Raw genomic sequence first — 21,460 nt, forward strand, 5'->3', positions numbered from 1 at the left:
TACAAGAAGAACCGAGCGGTTCCAAGCTTGAAGCCTAGTCTTCAGCCGCTTATTTCTTGCGCAGTGTTTCAACCGCGAGACCAGGAAAATCGGTAATCAGGCTGTCGACTCCGAAATCGGCGAGTCGGCGCATCAGCGCCGGCTCGTTCACAGTCCATACCGATACGTGCAAGCCCTGCTGGCGCGCTTTAGCGATCCGTTCGGGTGTGCATAAAGTCCATTTCAGCGCCAGTAGCTCGCAGCCGTATTGCTTGGCCACCTTCAGCGGATCGAGCCAGCCATACTCGGCCACCAGCCCGCAGGACAACTCGGGCGTCAGTCGCTTGAGCGCCCGCAGCACTTCCCGTGAGCCAGATGTGACGGTAATACGATCAAGCAGGCCATAGCGTTCGGCCAGTTCCCTAATTGCCATTACCGAGCGCGCGGCGCGAACCCTTGAAGCGCTTTTGACTTCAAGCTGCCAATGATCGAAATCACATTTTTCGAATAGTTCTGACAAGCGAGGAATGGGGCAGGGTTGTTTCCAGCCTGGTCCGCCATTGCGCGCATCGTAATGCACCAGTTCTTCGGCATCGTGCTCCACCACCTTGCCGCGCTGACCGGTGGTGCGCTTCAAGGTCGGATCATGGATGACCATCAGCACGCCGTCTTTCGACAGATGCAGATCCAGCTCGCAGCGACGCACGCCATGGGCGAGGCATTGCTGGAAGCCGATCAGGGTATTTTCCGGAGCTTCACCTTTTGCGCCGCGGTGGCCATAGATCAAGGTCACTATTGCATTTCTCGCTGTACGGGTCTGATGCGTTGATGATGTAGAACGCTGTTGATTACTCGGTTGCCTTCGAAGTAAACGGAAAACTCGCGGTAATCCCATCGTGTGATGGGCGGCTGACCGACCGCCGGATGCTCTTCATCGGCGAGGCCGAAGTTATTGAGTACCTGATTCTTTGAGTCGCCGCGGCTGGGCATGGTCGTCTCGACGTGGCCTTGTTGACCAACTGGAATACGGATGATGTCGGCACGGGCCGGGGCGCTTAGAACGAACAGCAGAAAGACGATTGGTAGCGGATGCATGTATCAAATTCCTTGCAGGCTTTCACGAGCCAGGCGCCGTTCCGTCGCCTGTTTCTGCAGGATATGTCGAGCGAGTAATTGCCGTTGTGCATCAGTCAACGCTTCGAAGGACGTTCCGATTGCAAACTGGCCATCATCGAGCGCTTGGCAACTCGCGACGCGTGCCGTCAACAGCATGCCCAGACCCTGCGGCATCAATACCAGCTTGAGTGTCCAGGCCGAGCCCTCACCGAGTGGCTGATCATGAGCGAAGCTTATGCCGCCTTCGGAAAGCACCACCTCGCGCGCCGGCCCGATGTCCTTCAGCAGATCCTGCGCCAGCACCTGGCCAAGCAGGTCGATACGCTTGTTCTGCACCTTCAGATAATTGGCCAGCGTGCGGTTGCCCTCAGCTATCTGACGCAGGAGATGCTGCGCTTCGAATTCAAGCTGATGCAGCTCGCCGAGTAGGTCGAACAGCTGCGTTGAACCACTACTGGAGACTGTTTCGGCGTGTTCCAATGGCAGGATTTCCAGTGCGATCATGTCCTCGATACGATAGTATTCGCGGCGATCTTCAGTGTCTTCTGTGGGCATGTCGATCCCTGGGCTGCAGTGATGGCTTGAGTGTATCAGGCCGCTTGGCAACGTCATGCAGCTTGTTATTTCCTGCCAGCGAAAGCGAACTCATCGATTTATGTTCAGACCGCTGTCCGTGTATATCGGGGCGCGCTACACACGCGCCAGACGTCGCAGCCTCTTCGTCTCCTTCATATCGTTCACGTCCATGATCGGGCTCGCACTGGGCGTGCTGGTGATGATCGTCGTGCTTTCGGTGATGAATGGCTTCGACTATGAAATGCGCACCCGGGTGCTTGGCATGGTGCCGCACGCAACGATCGAAAGCCCGCTGCCGATCGACGACTGGCAGACGCTGGGGCAGCGTTTGGAAAAGCATCCGCAGGTAGCGGCGGTAGCGCCATTTATTCAGATGCAGGGTTTGCTGACCAGTCGCGGACAGGTCACCAAAATTCTTATCAACGCCGTTGATCCCGAGATCGAGCCGGACGTTTCGATCATTGGACGGTTCTTTCGCGAAGGGTCACTGGAGGCTCTCGAGCCTGGCGAGTTCGGCATCGTTATCGGCGATAAGGCTGCCGAAACGCTCGGCGTCGGTGTCGGCGACAAGGTCACCTTTGTAGCTCCGGAAGTAACGGTCACGCCGGCAGGGGTATTTCCGCGCATGAAGCGCTTTACCGTGCGTGGCATCTTTCATGTCGGTGCGGGTGAGATCGATGGTTATGTAGCGATGGCCAATATCTCCGACATGGCACGCCTGCATCGCTGGAAGCCGGACCAGGTTCAGGGCTTGCGCCTGCGTTTCGTCGATCTGTTCCAGGCGCCGCGTATAGCCTGGGAGCTGGCAGGGCAGCTGGGTGACGACTTCTATTCGCGTGACTGGACCCGTACTCATGGCAATCTCTACCAGGCGATCCGCATGGAAAAGGCCATGATCGGTCTGCTGCTGCTGCTGATCGTTGCCGTAGCAGCGTTCAATATCATCTCCACATTGGTCATGGTCGTGACCGACAAGCGCGGCGATATCGCCATCCTGCGTACGCTCGGCGCAACGCCCCGGCAAATCATGGCGATCTTCATGGTTCAGGGAACGGTCATCGGCGTCGTCGGAACCCTCGTTGGTGCCTTGCTCGGAATTTTCGTTGCGCTCAATGTGAGTAGCTGGATCGCCGCGCTGGAACGCCTGATCGGCCACAAATTTCTCAGTGCCGATGTGTATTTCATCGACTATCTGCCGTCTCGATTGATGACTGCCGATGTGGTTCAGGTTTGTGTCGCGGCGCTCGTCCTGAGTTTTCTCGCCACCCTTTATCCGGCGTGGCGTGCGGCCCGCACCCAGCCGGCAGAGGCGCTACGTTATGAGTGAGCTGGTTATGAATGAAAGGTCTTCGCTGGATAGCGCGGTGTTGAGCTGCCGCAATTTGAGCAAGCGCTACGAACAGGGCCCCGAGTCAGTCAATGTGCTTTCCGGGCTGCAGTTGGAGCTGTTCCCCGGTCAGCGAGTCGCCATCGTCGGCAGTTCCGGCTCCGGCAAAAGCACGCTGCTGAACCTGCTCGGCGGACTCGACACACCCACCGAAGGAAGCGTTTGGCTGGCCGGAGAGGAGCTTTCCGCGCTCAGCGAGAAGGATCGCGGCCTGCTGCGTAATCGCGCGCTGGGCTTCGTCTATCAGTTCCATCATCTGCTGCCAGAGTTCTCCGCCCTGGAGAATGTCTGCATGCCGCTGCTGATCGGCAAGGCGCCAATTTCCGAAGCGCGCGCGCGAGCAAGCGAACTGCTGCAGCGTGTGGGGCTCGGTCATCGACTGGCGCACAAGCCTTCGGAACTGTCCGGTGGCGAGCGCCAGCGCGTGGCGATTGCCCGGGCGTTGGCCAATCGTCCGGCTCTGGTGTTGCTCGACGAGCCCACCGGCAACCTCGATCACCACACTGCGCAGGGTATTCAGGACTTGATGCTGGAGCTAAGCACCTCGTTGCGCACCGCTTTTCTCGTCGTAACACACGATCCGCAACTGGCCGGGCAAATGGATCATATATTGCGCCTGGAAGACGGTCGGCTGGTGGCTGGCTAATGTTCAGGCCGTTAAGCATCTTCATTGGCAGCCGTTACACGCGCGCCAAGCGTCGCAACCATTTCATCTCGTTCATTTCGCTGACTTCGATGATCGGTCTCTCGCTGGGTGTGCTGGCGATGATCATGGTGCTGTCGGTCATGAATGGTTTTCAGAGGGAGATGAGCAATCGCATTCTCGGTATGGTCCCGCACGCTATGGTCGCTGGAGACGGGCAGCCGCTGGACGACTGGCAGTCGGTCGCCGAGCGGGTTCGTACGCATCCCGAAGTACTCGGCGCGGCGCCTATCACCCCGCTCGAAGGCATGCTTTCGTTCAAGGGCTCAATGCAACCGATCGAGATCAATGGTATCGATCCACAGGCGGAAGCCGACGTGTCGATCCTCGGCTCGAAAATGGTTGCCGGCCGACTCGATGATCTCAAACCGGGCGATTCCGGGGTGATTATCGGACTGATGACTGCGCGTCGGTTCGGCCTGAAACTGGGTGACAAGCTGACACTGATCGTGCCCGAGCTCAGTGACACGCCCGGTGGCATAACGCCGCGAATGCAACGCCTGAATGTCGTTGGGGTATTCAAGGTCGGTGCCGAGCTCGACGGTAGCCTGGCGATGATCCATCGCGTCGATGCGGCGCAGATCCTTCGCTGGCAACCGCATCAGGTTGCGGGCGTCAGGGTGCGGCTGGCCGACCTGTACCGCGCTCCAGAAGTGGCTGCCGAGCTCGTTACCATGCTCGGCGATGGCTATCGCGGCGAGGACTGGTCACTGACCCAGGGCAGCCTGTTCAGCGCGATGAAAATGGAAAAGACCATGATCGGGCTGCTGCTGCTGTTGATCGTGGCGGTGGCCGCTTTCAATATCATCGCGACCCTGATCATGGTGGTGGCGGATAAGCGTGCCGATATTGCGATCCTGCGTACCCTGGGCGCAACACCCCGACAGATCATGAGGATCTTCATGGTACAGGGAAGCATTATCGGGTTGACCGGCACGCTGATAGGTACCGTCTTGGGCGTGCTCGGCGCGCTCAATGTCAGCGCTTTGGTTGGCTGGCTGGAAAAGATATCAGGGCAGCATATCTTCAGCTCCGACGTCTATTTCATTAATACCTTGCCGTCAGAACTGCGGCTGGAAGATGTTCTGCTTGTTACGCTTGCCGCGCTGATTTTAAGTTTCCTCGCGACGCTCTATCCCGCCTGGCGCGCCGCGCAGACTCAGCCCGCCGAGGCACTACGCTACGAATAACAAGCGGCGCTCAGCGGCGACCTTGCTGGCGCTTGCGCCAACTGCGGCTGACCCACCAGCGCCAATATGCTTGGGTTGCGATATAACCCAGTACCGCCGAGACGACGGCAACGACGAATGAGCCGAGAAAAAGGGGTTGCCAATGGCTGTTGAGCATCTGGCGAACCCAGGCGAGGCTTAGCTCCATCGGCATTGGTGAGACGGGTGTATTCATCAGCCAGGCGCCGACCTTGTAGTTGCAATAGAAGACCGGTGGCATCGTCAACGGATTGGTCAGCCAGACCAAGCCCACGGCTATCGGCAGGTTGGCTCTGGCCGGTACAGCGCATAGGGCCGCCGCAAGCATTTGCATGGGCATCGGGATCATGGCCCAGAAAAGGCCGATAGCCATCGCTCTGGAAACTGAATGCCGGTTGAGGTGAAGCAGGTTGGGGTCGTGAATCAGCGCGCCAAGAAAACGCAGGGACTTGTGAGCCTTGATGCGATCGGGGTGCGGCATGTAGCGTTTGAAAAAACGACGCGGCATGAAGGTTCTCTGGCGGGCTGAAGCGCGCCGATTATGCCTGAAACGAGACCCGGCGCTGAGATGACTTTGTGACATAAATTCTACACTGCGACCGCCGATAGGATGTCGGTAAGGGTCGCAGAGAACACGCATCAGCTGCTCGGCGGGTCGTACCATCGTTTGGAAAGGAATCCACGTAATGCGTACAGCGATGCTGGCGCTGGCAGCAGGCCTTCTACTGCTGCGCTTCCTACCGCAACTGCCGCCAATATCGGCGCTGCCGTTCATATTTACAGTGGGCCTGGCGTTGCTGCCGTTTCGCTACCGGGCGATCGGGTTCTTTTTCCTAGGGTTTGGCTGGGCTTGCTTAAGTGCTCACTGGGCCATGGACGACCGCCTCCCGACGGAACTCGACGGGCGAACCTTCTGGCTTGAGGGGCGAGTAACCGGACTGCCTGACATTCGTGACGGCGTGGTGCGATTCGAGCTGGAAGATATCTCGTCCAGGCATACCGGCTTGCCGTCGCGGATGCGCCTGGCCTGGTACGGCGGGCCTGTCATGCAGGCGGGGGAGCGATGGCGGCTCGCCGCCAAGCTGAAAAGGCCGCGTGGCCTCGTCAACCCGCATCCGTTCGATTACGAGGCTTGGCTTCTGGCGCGCCGGATCGGCGCCAGTGGCACGATCAAGGCGGGCGAGCGGGTGTCGATCGCGGCGGGGGAGCAGGCGTGGCGCGATCGGTTGCGACAACGCTTGATGGAGGTTGACGCCCATGGACGCTCGGGCGCCATCGCAGCGCTGGTAGTGGGGGACGACAGTGGCCTGTCGACGTCCGATTGGCGGATCCTGCAGGACACCGGCACCGTGCATCTGATGGTGATCTCGGGTCAGCATGTCGGGATGCTGGCCGGCTTGCTCTATGGCCTGGTCGCGCTGATGGCGCGTTGGGGTGTTTGGCCGCCACGGGTCGCCTGGCTACCTTGGGCGTGTGGCCTCGCTCTGGTTGGCGCGCTTGGATACGGTTGGCTGGCGGGCTTCGAAGTGCCGGTCCAGCGCGCTTGCATGATGGTCGCGCTGGTACTCGTGTGGCGATTGCGCTTTCGACATCTCGGTGTTTGGGTGCCGCTGCTGATGACGCTTAACGGCGTCCTGCTGATCGATCCCCTGGTAAGCCTGCAATCGGGTTTTTGGTTGTCGTTCTCAGCGGTTGGACTGCTCGCACTGATCTTCCGGGGTCGATTGGGTAGCTGGTCTTGGTGGCAGACGCTGGGCCGTGCGCAATGGAGCATGGCGCTCGGCCTACTGCCGGTGTTGCTTGCGCTTGGCTTGCCGGTGAGCCTGAGCGGGCCAATCGCCAACCTGTTTGCAGTGCCGCTGGTTAGCGTACTGATTGTGCCGCTGTCATTACTTGGCACCTCGCTGCTATGGCTGCCCGAAGTTGGTGAATTGTTGTTATGGCTGGCTGGCGGACTATTAGCGATTCTTTTCGAGGGGTTGCAATGGCTTGCTGGCTGGCAATCTGCCTGGCTGTCGGCGTCCTTGCCGCTGTGGGGATGGTGTGTGGTGGCGCTGGGCATGGTGCTCGTTCTTTTGCCACCCGGCGTGCCGTTCCGGGCCCTGGGGCTGGTGCTACTCGCACCGCTTTTGTTTCCACCGGTACAAAAGCAGACGGCGGGACAGGCAGAGGTCTGGATATTCGACGTTGGCCAGGGATTGGCGGTCTTGGTACGTACACGTGAGCATGCGTTGCTGTATGACGCAGGGCCGCGCTATGGCGACTTCGATATCGGTGAGCGGGTCGTGTTTCCCTCATTGCGCACGCTGGGGCTGGCCGATCTGGACATGATGATCCTCAGTCATGCCGATAGCGATCACGCTGGTGGCGCCGAGGCGATCCAGCGGCTGATGCCGATATCGCGGGTGCTCAGCGGAGAGCCGAAACGGCTGCCTGCCTCGCTGGGCGTCGAATCATGCCGGTCTGGAGGGCGCTGGGAATGGGATCAGGTGCGCTTCACCCTATGGCGATGGTCGCATCCTCGAGATGGCAATCAATCTTCTTGCGTGCTCTTGGTCGAGGCAGCCGGCGAACGTCTGTTGCTCACCGGAGACATCGATGTGTCTGCCGAGGAGGCGCTGCTGGAGAGCAACATGGCAGTTGATGCGCAATGGCTGCTGGTGCCGCATCATGGCAGCCGTAGTTCGTCATCGACAGCGTTCATCGAGGCGGTCGGTGCCAGTGGTGCGCTTGTTTCGCGCAGCCTGCACAATCCATTTGGTCATCCACACCCTGATGTAGTGCGGCGTCTGCAGGCGTCCGGCGCGAAGCTCTACGACACGGCGGAGCAGGGCGCCATGCGGATCGCTCTTGGGCGTTTTGAGCCGGTTCGGGTATTGCGCGCCGAACGTCGATTCTGGCGGGAAAAATGAGAACCGAGGCCGTCAGCGGTTCAGCGCCCCTATGCTAGAGTGGCGCCACTTTTTCGAGGGGGATTCATCTCGTGTGGGAGCTGGTTAAAGCGGGTGGCTGGATAATGCTGCCAATCATTTTGTGTTCCATCGCTGCTGCCGGCATCGTTGCCGAACGGTTATGGACGCTGCGGCCAAGCCGCGTGACCCCGCCGCATCTGCTTGGGCAGGTGTGGAAATGGATCAAGGACAAAAAGCTCAGCAACCAAAAGCTCAAGGAGCTGCGCGCGGATTCGCCGCTCGGTGAAATCCTGGCCGCAGGTCTGGCCAACTCCAAGCATGGCCGGGAAATCATGAAGGAGTGCATCGAGGAAGCCGCAGCGCGGGTCGTGCATGACCTGGAGCGCTATCTCAATGCGCTGGGTACCATCGCCGGTATCGCGCCACTGCTCGGGCTTTTGGGCACAGTGCTCGGGATGATCGAGATTTTCAGCGCCTTCATGGGCTCCGGTATGGCTAACGCGCCTTTGCTCGCGGCCGGTATTTCCAAGGCGCTGATCACTACTGCCGCCGGTCTGATGGTCGGCATCCCAGCGTTGTTCTTCCACCGCTTCCTGCTGCGCCGTGTCGAAGAACTGGTGGTCGGTATGGAGCAAGAGGCGATCAAGCTGGTCGAGGTGGTGCAGGGCGACCGTGACGTCGATCTGGGTGAGGGCAAGGCGTGAAGTTTCGTCGTAAGGCGCGGGAGAACGTCGATATCGGCCTGGCCCCGTTGATCGACGTGGTGTTCATTCTGCTGCTGTTCTTTGTGGTCACTACTACCTTCACCCGCGAGACCCAGCTTCAGGTCGATCTGCCGGAAGCGGCCAGCGGTACGCCGCCGCAAGAAGCCGAGAAGAAACGGCTGGAAGTGGTTATCGACGTCGACGGCAGCTTCAGCCTCAATGGCAAAGCGTTGATCAAGCATGATCTGAACACCTTAATGGCTGCACTCAGCAAGGAATCCGGCGGTGACACCAGCTTGCCGATGATCATCAGTGCAGACGGCAAGACGCCGCATCAAGCGGTGATCACCGCGATGGATGCTGCTGGCAAGCTGGGATTTGCTCATCTGCGTATCACCACTGTCGAGGCCCAACCGGAGCCCTGATGTCCTTTGCCGACCGTCTGCAGCGAGCCTGGTATGAGGGGCATCCGGCCCTGGCTCTGCTCGCTCCGCTTGAGATGCTCTATCGGCGCGTAGTCAACGCCAGACGGAGCAAATTTGTCAGTGGCAACGTTGATAGCTACCGGGCTCCAGTACCTGTTGTGGTAGTGGGCAATATCACCGTTGGCGGAACGGGGAAAACCCCGTTGATCCTCTGGCTGATCGAGCACTGCCGCCAGCGTGGCTTGAAGGTCGGCGTGGTCAGTCGGGGCTACGGCGCCACACCTCCTTCGTATCCCTGGCGTGTGTTGCCAGAGCATTCGGCAGCGGAGACGGGCGACGAACCGTTGCTGATCGCTCGGCGGACTGGTGTGCCGATGATGATCGATCCGGACCGCGGGCGCGCGGTTCGTGAATTGCTCAAGAGCGAGTCGCTCGATTTGATCCTTTCGGATGACGGATTGCAGCATTACCGGCTTGCTCGAGACCTCGAACTGGTGCTCATCGATGCGGCACGTGGATTGGGTAACGGTCGTTGCCTGCCCGCCGGTCCGTTGCGTGAACCTGTTGATCGCTTACGGTCAGTCGATGCGGTGCTGTTCAACGGCGCTTTTGCCGACAGCGCATCCGGCTATTCCTTCGCCTTGCAACCGTCAAGGTTGATCGAGCTGGTCAGTGGGCAGGACTGGCCGCTCGACCATTTTCCGCCAGGCCAGCAGCTGCATGCGGTCGCCGGGATCGGTAATCCGCAGCGTTTCTTCACTACGCTCGAGGCGCTACACTGGCGACCGATCCCGCATCCCTTCGCCGATCATGCCCGCTATAGCCCCGAGCAGCTGAGCTTCAGCCCCGCGCTACCGCTGGTAATGACTGAGAAGGATGCGGTCAAATGCCGGGCATTTGCGCTCCCGGGTTGGTGCTATCTGCAGGTGCAAGCCGAGCCTTCGGCTGCGTTTGTTACCTGGTTCGACGCCCAGCTGGACCGATTGCTGCCCGAACACCCCTAAGCCGCTCGATCTGCCAGGTGCAGTCGGCTGCATCCAAGGACCGCGCATGGATACCAAACTCCTCGATATTCTCGCTTGCCCACTCTGTAAGGGTCCGCTGAAGCTGACTGAAGACAAATTCGAATTGATCTGCAAAGCCGACGGAATGGCTTTTCCGGTGCGTGATGGCATCCCGGTGATGCTGGAAAGCGAAGCCCGCACCTTGGAAGTGGATGAGCGTCTGGACAAATGAGTAGCGCCTATACTGTCGTGATTCCGGCGCGTTACGCGTCCAGCCGCCTTCCAGGCAAGCCACTGCAGGACATTGCCGGCAAGCCGATGATCCGCCACGTCTGGGAGCAGGCGTGTAAAAGTGGTGCTCAGCGGGTCGTTGTTGCCACCGACGACCAGCGTATTCTCGAAGCTTGCAAAGGGTTTGGCGCGGAGGCGTTGCTGACCCAGGTGGAGCACAACTCGGGCACCGATCGCCTCGCCGAAGTGGCACAAAAGCTTGGTTTGCCGGCTGATGCCATCGTAGTGAACGTTCAGGGCGACGAGCCGCTGATTCCTCCTTCGGTGATCGACCAGGTTGCGCGCAATCTCGCTGGTCACCCAGAGGCGGCGATCGCAACGCTTGCCGAGCCGATCAGCGATCCGCAGGCCCTATTCAATCCCAATGTGGTGAAGGTGCTCAGCGATATCGACGGGCTGGCGCTCGCCTTTAGCCGTGCGCCATTGCCGTGGGCGCGGGACGAATTCGCGCATGATCGGGATGCGCTTCCGCCTGGTGTTCCGTATCGCCGGCATATCGGCATCTACGCCTACAGGGCCGGGTTCCTCGCCGACTTCGTTGCCTGGGGGCCTTGCTGGCTTGAAAACACAGAATGCTTGGAGCAACTGCGGGCACTCTGGCATGGCAAGCGCATTCATGTAGCTGATGCGGTTGAGGCACCTCCGACCGGGGTCGATACCGCTGAGGATCTGGAACGTGTCCGCAAGCTGCTCGGAGCCTGAGCGTGAAGGTTCTGTTCGTTTGTATGGGCAATATCTGTCGATCACCCACCGCTGAGGCGGTGTTTCGTAAACAGGTGCAGGTGGCCCAGCTGGAAAGTCGAATCAGCATCGATTCGGCCGGAACCGGTGACTGGCACGTCGGCAAGAAGCCAGACCAGCGATCCTGCCAGGCGGCCGCCCTGCGAGGCTACGATCTGCAGTCGCTGAAAGCACGTCAGGTGACCAGAGAAGACTTCCAGCGCTTCGATCTTATCCTTGCGATGGATCATGACAATCTGGCCTATTTGCAGGCGCTGCGACCTGCTGACTCCCATGGTGAACTCGATCTGTTCCTGCGCCGCTATCGCCTGGGTCAAGATGTTGTGCCGGATCCTTATTTTGGTGGCGAGGACGGTTTCGAGCAGGTGCTGGATCTTGTCGAGCTGGCATCCACGGCGTTACTTAATGAAGTCAGGGAACGTTTGTGAGTCTGCTTATCGAACAGAATCGCTCGCTCAAGGCGCTCAATACCTTCGCGGTCGAAGCCCGTGCGACGCACTTCACCGAAGCACAGTTCGATCAAGACGTAGCTGAAGCGCTCGGCGAGGCGCGGCGTCTCGGAGTTCCGCTGTGGATCCTGGGCGGCGGTAGCAATCTCGTGCTTACGACCGACCTGGATGCGCTGGTGCTTCGCATGGCAAGCCGAGGTATTCGGGTGCTCGAGGATGACGGTGAACGGGTGATAATCGAGGCGGAGGCGGGGGAGCCCTGGCATCCCTTCGTGTTGCGCAGCCTGGAGCTCGGATTGTCGGGGTTGGAAAATCTCAGTCTGATTCCTGGCACTGTCGGCGCCGCGCCAATTCAAAATGTCGGCGCGTACGGCGTCGAGGTCAAGGATGTATTCGCCGGGCTAACTGCGTTGGATCGAGAAACGGGTGCCCAACGCGAGTTCGATCTGCAAGCCTGCGAGTTCGGCTATCGCGACAGCGTATTCAAGCGGCAGGCGGGGCGCTACATCATCCTTCGGGTGCGCTTCGCGCTGCAGCGGACGGCGAATTTGCAGCTGGATTACGGGCCGCTCCGTCAGTGGCTGCAACAACACGCTATTGATTCACCTACGCCAGCAGATGTCAGTCGCGCGGTCTGCGCCATTCGGAGCGAGAAGCTGCCTGATCCCAGGATCTTGGGCAACGCCGGTAGTTTTTTCAAGAATCCGTTGGTGCCGCAATCTGTAGCCGATGCCCTGCGCGAACGCTTTCCGGACGTCGTGACGTTTCCTCAGGCGGAGGGGCAGGTCAAGCTTGCTGCCGGCTGGCTGATTGAGTGTGCAGGCTGGAAAGGGTATCGGGATGGCGATGCCGGCGTGCACAAGCTGCAGGCGCTGGTTCTGGTTAATTACGGTCAGGCCACCGGTCAGCAGATCATCCAGCTCGCCCGGCGTATTCAGGCGGATATCGCCGAGCGTTTTGCCGTACAGCTGGAAATCGAGCCGAACGTTATCTAATTCGTGCGGCGGCCTGGCGCCGCCTCAGTGTGGCCCGGTTGTTTGCGAGGTCCGGCTCGTGCTGCTGGGCCTCCAGCGAACCACAAAAAAGGGATGCCGAAGCATCCCTTTTCAATTGCGACGAGATTAACTCTGACGCTTCTCGGCGTCGTCTTGCTCGCCAGCGTCGTCAGCTACATCAGGCTTGGCTTGTGCAACTTCGGTCGGCTCGGCGTTCGGCTGGGCTGTTTCCGCGTTGACCTGTTCAGTCTTCGGTTCGGCAGCTAGTTGCTCAGCTTGGGGAGCAGCCTCGGCGGGCTTTTCCTCGCTGCTGTTGGTTGCGTCGAACATGTGCCCGGCTGGCGCATCGCTGGCCGTTTCGCCGACAACGATCTCAGGGCTGGCCATTGGCTGTTCTACTGGGGCCTTCGCTTCGGCTGCGGTTTTCGCTTCAACCTCCGACGCTTCCTTGGCTAGACGTTCCTGCTCGAGGCGGCGACGGCGTACTTCACGCGGATCGTTAGCTGCGCGGCCAGAGGCAGTCACAACCGGCGCCGCAGGTTCGACCGCAACCGGGGCGGGTTGCTCGGCAGCAGGCGAGACTGCTTCGGCAAATGTGGGTTCGGCTGTGACCGGTTCTGGTTGGCTGGCTTCCTGCGGGGCCGGCTCGGCTTCCAGGGCAGCCGGTGTAGCGACCTCGACTGCCGGCGCTGAGATGCTTTCAGCAGGCTTCGCAACCTCTTTGGATTCACTGATGCTTTCGGTGGCGCTTTCGGCGAGCACCGATGCAGTCGGCATCGCCTCGTCTTCGGGCTGGGCTGGAGTCGGTGCTGTCTCGGTGTCGGCCGTATTGGCAGCCAGAGCAGCTGCCGTGGCAGCGATGGCGACCTGTTCGGATTTCACCGGAGCGTTGCTCTCGCTGACTTCAGCTGTAGCCGCCTCGGCCTCGCTGTCGATCTCGTTGCCATTGGCATCACGCTGACGGTCACGGCGGTTGCTGCGACGACGCTGGCCACGGGACCGGCGACGTGGGCGATCATTGCCCTCGGTCGATGGCTGCTCGTCCTGTGCGTTTTCAACTGTTTCTTCGTTCTGCTGCAGTTCTTCCTCGTTCACACTCTGCTCGACGCGAGGTTTGCGCTCTTCGCGAGGCGGGCGCGGTTTGCGCTCTGTCGTTTCCTCGATGAGGTCCACGCCCGGAGCTGCCTGGGTCGGTTCGTCGAGCGGCGCCCGCAATTCACGCTTACGCTCTTCGCGGGGCTGACGGTCCTCACGAGGGGTGCGTTCACGACGCGGTTGAGGCTGCGAAGGGCTCTCGCTGGCTTCTACCGGCTCGCGAGATTCACGAGGTTCGCGTGGCTTGCGCTCTTCGCGCGGCGGACGCGGCTGGCGCTCTTCACGAGTCTGGCGTTCCTCTCGCGGTACACGTTCTTCGCGTGGCTTGCGCTCTTCGTCGCGATTGCTGCGTGAATCACGACGACGGTTTTGTTGGCGACCGCTGCGACGCTCATCGTTGCGTTGCGGGCGGCTGCTGGCTGCAGGTTTCTTCTCAACTTCCACTGCCGGCGCTTCCTGCTTGCCAGCAAAAAGGCCGACTAAAGATTTGACCAATCCTTTGAACAGGCTTGGTTCCTGAACGGCAGGTGCGGCTACGGCTGGCGACTGAGCAGGGGTAGGTGCGGGTGCGGTACGCTGCGGCGCCGTTTTCACTGCTGCTTCCTGTCGCACCAGCGTACGAGTCGAGCTAACCGGCTGGGCTTCTTCAATCTCGGTCGGGCTCATCTCGTAACTGGCCTGACCGGCGACGATCTCCGGGCTGTCGTCGCGCAGGCGCTGTACTTCGAAATGCGGTGTTTCCAGGTGGTCATCCGGCAGAATGAAGATGCGCGCGCGGCTGCGCAGTTCGATTTTGGTGATAGCGTTGCGCTTCTCGTTGAGCAGGAAGGCGGCGACCTGGAAGGGCACGCGAGCCCGAACCTCGGCGGTGCGGTCTTTAAGCGCTTCTTCTTCGATCAGGCGCAGGATAGCCAATGATAGCGATTCGACGTCACGGATGATGCCTTGGCCATTACAGCGAGGGCAGACGATGCCGCTGGTTTCGCCGAGAGACGGGCGCAGGCGTTGACGGGACATTTCCAGTAGGCCGAAGCGAGAAATGCGACCGACCTGAATGCGTGCGCGGTCAGCTTCGAGCGCTTCGCGGACTTTCTCCTCCACGGCGCGCTGGTTTTTTGCCGGGGTCATGTCGATGAAGTCGATGACGATCAGACCGCCGATATCCCGCAGGCGCAGCTGACGAGCAATTTCCTCGGCTGCTTCAAGGTTGGTCTGCAGCGCGGTTTCTTCGATGTCGCCGCCCTTGGTGGCGCGCGCCGAGTTGATGTCGATGGAAACCAGCGCTTCGGTAGGATCGATGACGATGGAGCCACCGGACGGCAGCTTCACTTCACGTTGGAATGCGGTCTCGATCTGGCTTTCGATCTGGAAGCGATTGAACAGCGGGACGCTGTCTTCGTACAGCTTGATCTTGCTGGCGTACTGCGGCATCACCTGCTGGATGAACGAAAGGGCTTCATCCTGGGCTTCGACGCTGTCGATCAGGACTTCGCCGATATCCTGGCGCAGGTAATCTCGGATGGCACGGATGATGACATTGGATTCCTGGTAGATCAGGAAGGGCGCTGAACGATCCTGCGAGGCTTCCTTCACCGCGCTCCACAGCTGCAGCAGGTAGTCCAAATCCCATTGCATTTCTTCGCTGGAGCGCCCAAGGCCGGCGGTGCGGACGATCAGGCCCATGTCGGCTGGAACGTTGAGGCCATTCAGCGCTTCGCGCAATTCGTTGCGCTCTTCGCCCTCGATGCGGCGCGATATACCACCCGCACGCGGGTTATTCGGCATCAATACCAGGTAACGGCCAGCCAAGCTGATGAAGGTAGTCAGGGCTGCGCCTTTGTTGCCACGCTCTTCCTTTTCGACCTGGACAATGACTTCCTGGCCTTCGCTCAGGACGTCCTTAATGTTGACGCGGCCTTCCGGAGCCTTCTTGAAATACTCGCGGGAGATTTCTTTGAGGGGGAGAAAGCCGTGGCGATCTGCGCCAAAGTCCACGAAGGCTGCTTCGAGGCTGGGCTCGACGCGGGTGATTTTGCCTTTATAGATATTGGCTTTTTTCTGTTCGCGGGCGCCGGATTCGATATCGAGATCGAACAGACGCTGGCCATCGACCAGTGCGACACGCAACTCTTCTGGCTGAGTTGCGTTAATTAGCATTCTTTTCATGTAGTACCGTCGGTTTCCAGGGCAGCGGAAACGGCGTTCGGCACACACGACTCTCGCGGTCGGTGTCAGGTGAGTCAGGAATGGTTGTAAGGCATTCCAGTGTCCAGCGATGTGAGGCCAGTTGGGCCGGCGTCGCGACGACGTCTCCTGCTTGCTGTCGGAACAGAAGCAATGGTTCGGGAGGAGGAATCAGCAATCGGTAGCGGACGGAATGAAGCGTCTGTGAAAGCCTTTGCTACGCAATCCGATGGCTGTGCATCTCCACCCAACACTCATACTTTGAAAATCGGGTGCCACTCGCAGAAATCCGGGAGCGGTTGTCGATTATCGCGATTCCCCAACGGGGGCACGCATCATGTCTTCAAGGCTTGTTTCGGTGCTTCAACGCTACTTGAGAGAAGCTCCGTCGGACGGCCTCACGTCCTTGCATTACAGGGTCAGAAATGGCGGTTTCGCTGGCATTCCTCGACCTGGCCGCTTTTGGCGGCGTTCGGGACTATAACAGCAATGTTTAAGTGCTTCAAATTCATGAAAATTGATATCATCCGCCGATGACCAATACCCCCTCTCAGATCTCCGGCGTTCAGCTGCTCGAGGTCTCGCCGGAACTTGCCGGCCAGCGCATCGATAACTTTCTTCGTACCCAGCTCAAGGGTGTGCCCAAGACCTTGATCTACCGCATCCTGCGCAAGGGTGAGGTGAGGGTCAACAAAGGACGAATCAAGCCCGAATACAAACTTCAGGCAGGTGATGTGGTGCGTGTTCCACCGCTTCGATTGGCCGAGCGCGATGAGGTAGCGCCGTTGGCCCAGGGCCTTCTCGAGCGTCTGGAAGCTGCGATTGTCTACGAAGACAAGGCGCTTATCGTGCTGAACAAGCCGGCGGGTATCGCGGTACACGGTGGCAGCGGGCTCAGTTTTGGGGTCATCGAAGCGCTGCGCCAACTGCGTCCGGACGTGAAAGAGCTGGAGCTGGTCCATCGCCTGGATCGGGATACTTCGGGTCTGCTAATGATCGCAAAAAAACGCAGCATGCTGCGCCACCTGCATCAGGAGTTGCGCGGTGATGGCGTCGACAAGCGCTACATGGCGCTCGTGCGGGGCCGCTGGGATACCAGTAAGAAGCAGGTAAATGCGCCGCTATTGAAGAACACGTTGCGCTCGGGTGAGCGCATGGTCGAGGTTACCGATGAGGGCAAGGAGGCGCTGACGCTTTTCCGTGTGCTGCGCCGTTTTGGTGATTTCGCTACGCTGGTCGAAGCCAAGCCGGTGACAGGACGCACGCATCAGATTCGCGTACATGCGCGTCACGCTGGTCATGGCATTGCTGGCGACAACAAATACGGCGATGAAGAGTTCTCCAAGATTGTCCGTGATCTGGGCGGCAAGCGCCTCTTTCTACACGCCTATGCCTTGAAGGTGCCTTTGCCCGACGGCGGCGAGTTGAGTCTGGAGGCGCCGGTCGATGAAGTCTGGACGCGGACGATGGAGAAGCTGGGTGAATAAATACGAAGTATTGATCTTCGACTGGGATGGGACCCTTGTGGACTCGATCGGGCGTATCGTCGAATCGATTTCTGCCGCAGCGGCCAGCTGTAATCTGCCAGCGCTTGATGAAGTCGCCATCAAGGGGATCATTGGGCTCGGTTTGCCCGAGGCGATTGCGGTGCTGTATCCGCATCTGACTGATGCGGGTGCGATCGAGGCGTTTCGTCGCGCCTATGCCGACCATTATCTTTCCCTGGAAATTGAGCCGTCGGCGTTGTATCCAGGCGTCGCGCAGGCATTGCAGCAATTTCGCGATCAGGGGTATCTGCTCGCTGTGGCGACTGGCAAGGGTCGGCGTGGGCTGGACAGGGTGCTTGAAGGTCAGGGTTGGACGGGTTTCTTCGATGTGACTCGCTGCGCAGACGAGACCGCGAGCAAGCCTGACCCTCTAATGATCCGCGAAATTCTGGCGCATTGCGGGGCGCGTCCCGAGCAGGCGGTGATGATTGGAGATTCGGTGTTCGACCTGGAAATGGCCAGGCGAGCTGGCGTAGACAGTGTTGCGGTTTCCTACGGTGCGCAGCCCATAGAGGTGTTGCAGGCATGCGCGCCGAGCAAGCTCATCAATCGTTTTTCGGAGCTCGGCAATTGGCTGCGTTCCGCTGGTACAGCAGAGGTAGTTGCATATGTCGGATGAATGGAAAGCGCCGGTGAATGAAAGTAAGGAAGACCGCAGCAGTTGGAAGTTGCTGGAAAAGACACTGCTTGCTGGTGTGCAGGAACAGCGGCGCGCCCGGCGTTGGGGGATTTTCTTCAAGCTGCTGACATTCATTTATCTCTTCGGCGCGTTGCTGATGTTCTCGCCCTTGTTGCAATTGGGTGATGGAAAGCATGCCAGTGGTAGCCATACCGCCGTCATCAATGTGCGCGGGATGATTGCCGACGAGGAGTCGGCGAGTGCGGACAATATTGTCGGAGCGCTTCGTGCAGCCTTTGAGGATGCCAATACCAAAGGTGTGGTGCTGCGGATCAATAGCCCAGGTGGCAGTCCGGTGCAGTCGGGTTATATCTATGACGAAATACGTCGGTTGCGTAGCGAGTATCCGGCCATCAAGGTATACGCGGTGATTACCGATCTGGGTGCATCGGGTGCTTATTACATTGCCAGTGCAGCGGACGAAATCTATGCGGATAAATCGAGTCTTGTTGGCTCTATCGGAGTGACGGCAGCGACTTTTGGTTTTGTCGAGACGATGGACAAGCTGGGTGTCGAGCGTCGGGTGTACACGTCGGGTGAACACAAAGCATTTCTCGATCCGTTCCAGCCGGAAAAACCTGAGGAAACCGAATTCTGGCGCAGCGTTCTGGCCACCACTCATCGGCAGTTCATCGATAGCGTCAAGCAGGGGCGGGGGGATCGATTGCAGATTACCGGGCATCCTGAATTGTTTTCCGGGCTTATCTGGTCCGGCGAGCAGGCGCTGGAGCTCGGTCTGATCGACGGTCTCGGCAGCACCGGATACGTCGCGCGCGAAGTAGTCGGAGAAGAGGAGTTGGTGGACTTCACTGTCAAAGATTCCGCTCTGGATCGCTTTACCAAGAAGCTCGGTGCTAGCCTTGGCGCGCAGCTTGCTCTATGGATGGGCTTCCAGGGACCGCAGCTGCGATAGTCGCTCTCGTCCTGTCAAGGCACTTCGATTCCTGCCTCGTTGAGCATGTCTACCAGCCTGATCAGTGGCAGCCCGATCAGGCTGGTAACATCCGTGCCTTCCGTGGCGCGGAACAAGCTGATCCCTAATCCTTCGGCCTTAAAGCTGCCGGCGCAGTCGTAAGGTCGTTCGGCATGCAGGTAGCGCTCGATCTGTTGGTCCTCAAGAACCCGAAAATGCACGGTAAAGCATACGCAGTCGACTTGGGTGGTCCTGTTTCGGCTATCAAGAAGCGCTAGCCCGGTCAGGAAGCTCACGCTTTTTCCGCTGCAGATCTTCAGCTGCTGCTTTGCTCGCTCAAACGTATGGGGTTTACCGAGGATCTGCTGCTCAAACACGGCGACTTGATCGGAGCCGATGATCAAGTGATCCGGGTGGGTCTCGGTCAGCGCCTGAGCCTTCTCGCTGGCCAGTCGGCGCACAAGATGCTCCGGCGATTCTCCAATATGTGCGGTTTCGTCAATCTGCGGAGCGCTCCAATCGAATGCCAGCCTCAGTCGCGAAAGCAATTCGCGTCGATAGGGGGAGCTTGATGCGAGAAGCAGACGGCGCATTTTCCTTCCTTATATATAGGGGGCCAATTACTGGTTGGTCGGGCTCAATTGTGGGGTTGAATTCCTTTGACAGTCGAGGGGCGCATCCCTAGAATGCCGCGCTTATGTTGAAAGGACCAATACCTCCGCACGTTGACCCGCGCAAGCTCGCTGATCGAGCGGCCACTCTGAGGGGTGAGCTGCAGTTGTCGGAGCTGAGGCGGCTCGTCGATCCTCTCGAGGACGATAAAGGTGTGGTGCGCGCCAGTTTTGATTTCGGGCGCGACGAGCAGCGTACTGTGGTGATCCACAGCGAGCTGGATGTTGAGGTCACAATGATTTGCCAGCGTTGTCTGGAGCCGGTTGTTCTGCCTATTCACAGCGAATGCGACTATGCCGTGGTGAATGAAGGTTCGAACAGTCAGCACCTGCCCAAAGGCTATGACGTGCTGGAAGTGGGAGAGGATCCTCTGGATCTGCTGGCGCTGGTTGAAGAGGAGCTTTTGCTCGCTCTTCCGATTGTTCCACTCCATGACCAAGAAGTTTGCCAGCCGCCGGTTGGGCCTGATGAGCCCGAGCCGAGTGAGGACGAGGTATCGCGGTCCAACCCGTTCAGCGTACTGGCGCAGTTAAAGCGTGACCCAAACGTTTAGGAGTTGACCCCAATGGCTGTTCAGCAGAACAAAAAATCCCGTTCCGCCCGTGACATGCGTCGTTCGCACGACGCGCTCGTGCCGAACGCCCTGTCCGTGGAAAAGAGCACTGGTGAAGTTCACCTGCGTCACCACGTTTCCCCGGAAGGTTTTTATCGTGGTCGTAAAGTGATCGACAAGGGCGCTGACGAGTAAGTCTTGTCTGCTCCGATCATAGCGATCGACGCAATGGGTGGGGACTTTGGTCCCCACTGCATTGTTCCGGCCAGTCTCCAGTGTCTGGCTGAATCCCCCTCGTTACATCTGGCCCTGGTTGGCCAATCCTCCATTCTCGAAGAAATCGTCGCCCGGCATGCGGGTGTGGATCGAGCGCGCCTGAAGATCGTCAATGCTGACGAGGTAATCGGCATGGACGAACGACCCACACAGGCCCTGCGCGCCAAGCCGCGGTCATCAATGCGCGTCGCTCTGCAATTGGTGCGCGATGGTCAGGCTCAGGCCTGTGTCAGTGCTGGTAATACGGGTGCCTTAATGGCATTGGCTCGCCACGTACTGAAGACGCTGCCTGGAGTCGATCGTCCTGCCATGATGACCGCTATACCCACTATCGATGGTGCCTGTCTGTTGCTTGACCTAGGTGCGAACGTGGATTGCACCGCCGAGCAACTCTATCAATTCGCGGTAATGGGTTCGGTTGCTGCGCAAAGTCTAGGGATCGAACGCCCGAGAGTCTCGCTGCTAAATGTTGGTACAGAAGAAATTAAGGGAAACCAGCAGGTCAAGGCGGCAGCTGGGCTATTGCAGCAAGCTGGCGATATTAATTATCAGGGATTCATCGAGGGTGACGGGTTGTTTCGTGGCGAGGCTGACGTGGCGGTGTGTGATGGCTTCGTTGGCAATATTTTGCTCAAGTCCAGCGAGGGGCTGGCGCATATGGTTGCCTTGCGTGTCGAGGCGCTTTTTCGCCGTTCGCTGATCTCGCGCCTGGTGGGTGCGCTGGCTCTACCTCTGTTACGCCAGCTACGAGCGGATCTGCGGCCGGAGCAATATAACGGCGCAAGTTTTTTGGGGCTTCAGGGCATCGTTGTGAAGAGTCATGGCGGGGCGGGCGCGGAAGGTTTCCGTTCGGCGATTCTGCGCGCAGCCCAAGACTTGCAGCACAATCTGCCGGAGAAGCTGCATAGTCGGCTCGAGCAGCTGCTTGTGACCAATCGATCGGTAAACGGTCCCGGTGATGTGACCGCTGCCAGCAGCTCACCATCCAACTGACAATTCGGTGCGTCCTCGTGGCGTATTTTTTGACGAAACAACCACAAGAGAGCCGTTT

Annotated in this window: 23 protein-coding genes; 17 read left to right on the forward strand and 6 right to left on the reverse strand. The window is 59.2% G+C overall.

Annotation, left to right across the window (positions count from 1 at the left end; genetic code table 11):
• Window positions 1-49 precede the first annotated feature (49 nt).
• Genes D7241_RS03365 through D7241_RS03375 form a run of 3 tightly spaced genes read right to left on the reverse strand, consistent with a single transcriptional unit; the run spans window position 50 to window position 1,650 of the window.
• Complete coding sequence (locus D7241_RS03365) at window positions 50-772, reverse strand: glycerophosphodiester phosphodiesterase (RefSeq protein WP_408100309.1); 723 nt, start codon at window positions 770-772, stop codon at window positions 50-52.
• Window positions 772-1,074, reverse strand: coding sequence for a phosphodiesterase (locus D7241_RS03370; protein WP_408100310.1), 303 nt, complete (start codon window positions 1,072-1,074; stop codon window positions 772-774). Before D7241_RS03370 ends, D7241_RS03365 begins: the two co-directional genes overlap by 1 nt.
• A 3-nt stretch (window positions 1,075-1,077) precedes the next feature.
• Entirely contained in the window at window positions 1,078-1,650 is a 573-nt protein-coding gene (locus D7241_RS03375; RefSeq protein WP_408100311.1) for a PilZ domain-containing protein, read from the reverse strand.
• Between the two features lie 100 nt (window positions 1,651-1,750).
• Here D7241_RS03375 and D7241_RS03380 point away from each other — a divergent pair, with 100 nt between their 5' ends.
• Genes D7241_RS03380 through D7241_RS03390 form a run of 3 tightly spaced genes read left to right on the forward strand, consistent with a single transcriptional unit; the run spans window position 1,751 to window position 4,951 of the window.
• Complete coding sequence (locus D7241_RS03380; protein ID WP_255980498.1) at window positions 1,751-2,998, forward strand: lipoprotein-releasing ABC transporter permease subunit; 1,248 nt, start codon at window positions 1,751-1,753, stop codon at window positions 2,996-2,998.
• A gap of 7 nt (window positions 2,999-3,005) precedes the next feature.
• Window positions 3,006-3,704, forward strand: a complete 699-nt coding sequence (gene lolD, locus D7241_RS03385) for a lipoprotein-releasing ABC transporter ATP-binding protein LolD (RefSeq protein ID WP_408101181.1) — start codon at window positions 3,006-3,008, stop codon at window positions 3,702-3,704.
• A complete protein-coding gene (locus tag D7241_RS03390) occupies window positions 3,704-4,951 on the forward strand; it encodes a lipoprotein-releasing ABC transporter permease subunit (protein WP_408100312.1) in 1,248 nt (415 codons plus the stop codon). Before lolD ends, D7241_RS03390 begins: the two co-directional genes overlap by 1 nt.
• Window positions 4,952-4,961: 10 nt before the next feature.
• On the opposite strand, the gene D7241_RS03395 is transcribed toward D7241_RS03390, so the two are convergent.
• Complete coding sequence (locus tag D7241_RS03395; protein WP_408100313.1) at window positions 4,962-5,477, reverse strand: DUF2062 domain-containing protein; 516 nt, start codon at window positions 5,475-5,477, stop codon at window positions 4,962-4,964.
• Window positions 5,478-5,655: 178 nt separating this feature from the next.
• Here D7241_RS03395 and D7241_RS03400 point away from each other — a divergent pair, with 178 nt between their 5' ends.
• From D7241_RS03400 to murB, 8 genes are all read left to right on the forward strand, one after another.
• Window positions 5,656-7,881, forward strand: coding sequence for a DNA internalization-related competence protein ComEC/Rec2 (locus D7241_RS03400; protein ID WP_408100314.1), 2,226 nt, complete (start codon window positions 5,656-5,658; stop codon window positions 7,879-7,881).
• A gap of 71 nt (window positions 7,882-7,952) precedes the next feature.
• Window positions 7,953-8,585: a MotA/TolQ/ExbB proton channel family protein gene (locus tag D7241_RS03405; RefSeq protein ID WP_102834821.1), complete on the forward strand. Its 633-nt coding sequence runs from the start codon at window positions 7,953-7,955 to the stop codon at window positions 8,583-8,585.
• The gene (locus D7241_RS03410; protein WP_408100315.1) at window positions 8,582-9,010 is read left to right on the forward strand and encodes an ExbD/TolR family protein; all 429 of its coding nucleotides are present in this window, start codon (window positions 8,582-8,584) and stop codon (window positions 9,008-9,010) included. Before D7241_RS03405 ends, D7241_RS03410 begins: the two co-directional genes overlap by 4 nt.
• Window positions 9,010-10,014 (forward strand): tetraacyldisaccharide 4'-kinase, encoded by a 1,005-nt coding sequence (gene lpxK / locus D7241_RS03415; RefSeq protein WP_408100316.1) that lies wholly within the window; start codon window positions 9,010-9,012, stop codon window positions 10,012-10,014. Before D7241_RS03410 ends, lpxK begins: the two co-directional genes overlap by 1 nt.
• A 46-nt stretch (window positions 10,015-10,060) precedes the next feature.
• Window positions 10,061-10,246 (forward strand): Trm112 family protein, encoded by a 186-nt coding sequence (locus D7241_RS03420; RefSeq protein ID WP_158189379.1) that lies wholly within the window; start codon window positions 10,061-10,063, stop codon window positions 10,244-10,246.
• A complete protein-coding gene (gene kdsB / locus D7241_RS03425; RefSeq protein WP_408100317.1) occupies window positions 10,243-11,007 on the forward strand; it encodes a 3-deoxy-manno-octulosonate cytidylyltransferase in 765 nt (254 codons plus the stop codon). The genes D7241_RS03420 and kdsB overlap by 4 nt, the downstream gene beginning before the upstream one ends.
• A 2-nt stretch (window positions 11,008-11,009) precedes the next feature.
• The gene (locus D7241_RS03430; protein ID WP_408100318.1) at window positions 11,010-11,474 is read left to right on the forward strand and encodes a low molecular weight protein-tyrosine-phosphatase; all 465 of its coding nucleotides are present in this window, start codon (window positions 11,010-11,012) and stop codon (window positions 11,472-11,474) included.
• The gene (murB, locus tag D7241_RS03435; RefSeq protein WP_408100319.1) at window positions 11,471-12,490 is read left to right on the forward strand and encodes a UDP-N-acetylmuramate dehydrogenase; all 1,020 of its coding nucleotides are present in this window, start codon (window positions 11,471-11,473) and stop codon (window positions 12,488-12,490) included. The genes D7241_RS03430 and murB overlap by 4 nt, the downstream gene beginning before the upstream one ends.
• 126 nt (window positions 12,491-12,616) lie before the next feature.
• Here the strand turns inward: murB and rne are convergent, their stop codons facing one another.
• Window positions 12,617-15,751 carry a ribonuclease E gene (rne, locus tag D7241_RS03440; RefSeq protein WP_408100320.1) on the reverse strand — a complete coding sequence of 1,045 codons (3,135 nt, stop codon included), beginning with the start codon at window positions 15,749-15,751 and terminating at the stop codon, window positions 12,617-12,619.
• Window positions 15,752-16,302: 551 nt separating this feature from the next.
• Here rne and rluC point away from each other — a divergent pair.
• Genes rluC through D7241_RS03455 form a run of 3 tightly spaced genes read left to right on the forward strand, consistent with a single transcriptional unit; the run spans window position 16,303 to window position 18,908 of the window.
• The gene (gene rluC, locus D7241_RS03445) at window positions 16,303-17,256 is read left to right on the forward strand and encodes a 23S rRNA pseudouridine(955/2504/2580) synthase RluC (RefSeq protein ID WP_255980477.1); all 954 of its coding nucleotides are present in this window, start codon (window positions 16,303-16,305) and stop codon (window positions 17,254-17,256) included.
• Complete coding sequence (locus tag D7241_RS03450; protein WP_408100321.1) at window positions 17,249-17,935, forward strand: HAD-IA family hydrolase; 687 nt, start codon at window positions 17,249-17,251, stop codon at window positions 17,933-17,935. The genes rluC and D7241_RS03450 overlap by 8 nt, the downstream gene beginning before the upstream one ends.
• Window positions 17,925-18,908: a S49 family peptidase gene (locus D7241_RS03455; protein WP_408100322.1), complete on the forward strand. Its 984-nt coding sequence runs from the start codon at window positions 17,925-17,927 to the stop codon at window positions 18,906-18,908. The genes D7241_RS03450 and D7241_RS03455 overlap by 11 nt, the downstream gene beginning before the upstream one ends.
• Window positions 18,909-18,922: 14 nt before the next feature.
• On the opposite strand, the gene D7241_RS03460 is transcribed toward D7241_RS03455, so the two are convergent.
• Entirely contained in the window at window positions 18,923-19,501 is a 579-nt protein-coding gene (locus D7241_RS03460) for a nucleoside triphosphate pyrophosphatase (protein ID WP_255980471.1), read from the reverse strand.
• A gap of 104 nt (window positions 19,502-19,605) precedes the next feature.
• Between D7241_RS03460 and D7241_RS03465 the strand changes: the two genes are divergently transcribed.
• From D7241_RS03465 to plsX, 3 genes are read left to right on the forward strand one after another with little or no spacing between them, the layout of a single operon-like run.
• The gene (locus D7241_RS03465; RefSeq protein ID WP_408100323.1) at window positions 19,606-20,133 is read left to right on the forward strand and encodes a YceD family protein; all 528 of its coding nucleotides are present in this window, start codon (window positions 19,606-19,608) and stop codon (window positions 20,131-20,133) included.
• Window positions 20,134-20,145: 12 nt separating this feature from the next.
• Entirely contained in the window at window positions 20,146-20,328 is a 183-nt protein-coding gene (gene rpmF, locus D7241_RS03470; protein WP_037021568.1) for a 50S ribosomal protein L32, read from the forward strand.
• A gap of 3 nt (window positions 20,329-20,331) precedes the next feature.
• Entirely contained in the window at window positions 20,332-21,402 is a 1,071-nt protein-coding gene (gene plsX, locus D7241_RS03475) for a phosphate acyltransferase PlsX (protein WP_408100324.1), read from the forward strand.
• Window positions 21,403-21,460: the final 58 nt, after the last annotated feature.

The organism is Stutzerimonas sp. VN223-3, from assembly GCF_045999685.1.
GTDB lineage: Bacteria > Pseudomonadota > Gammaproteobacteria > Pseudomonadales > Pseudomonadaceae > Stutzerimonas > Stutzerimonas stutzeri_AR.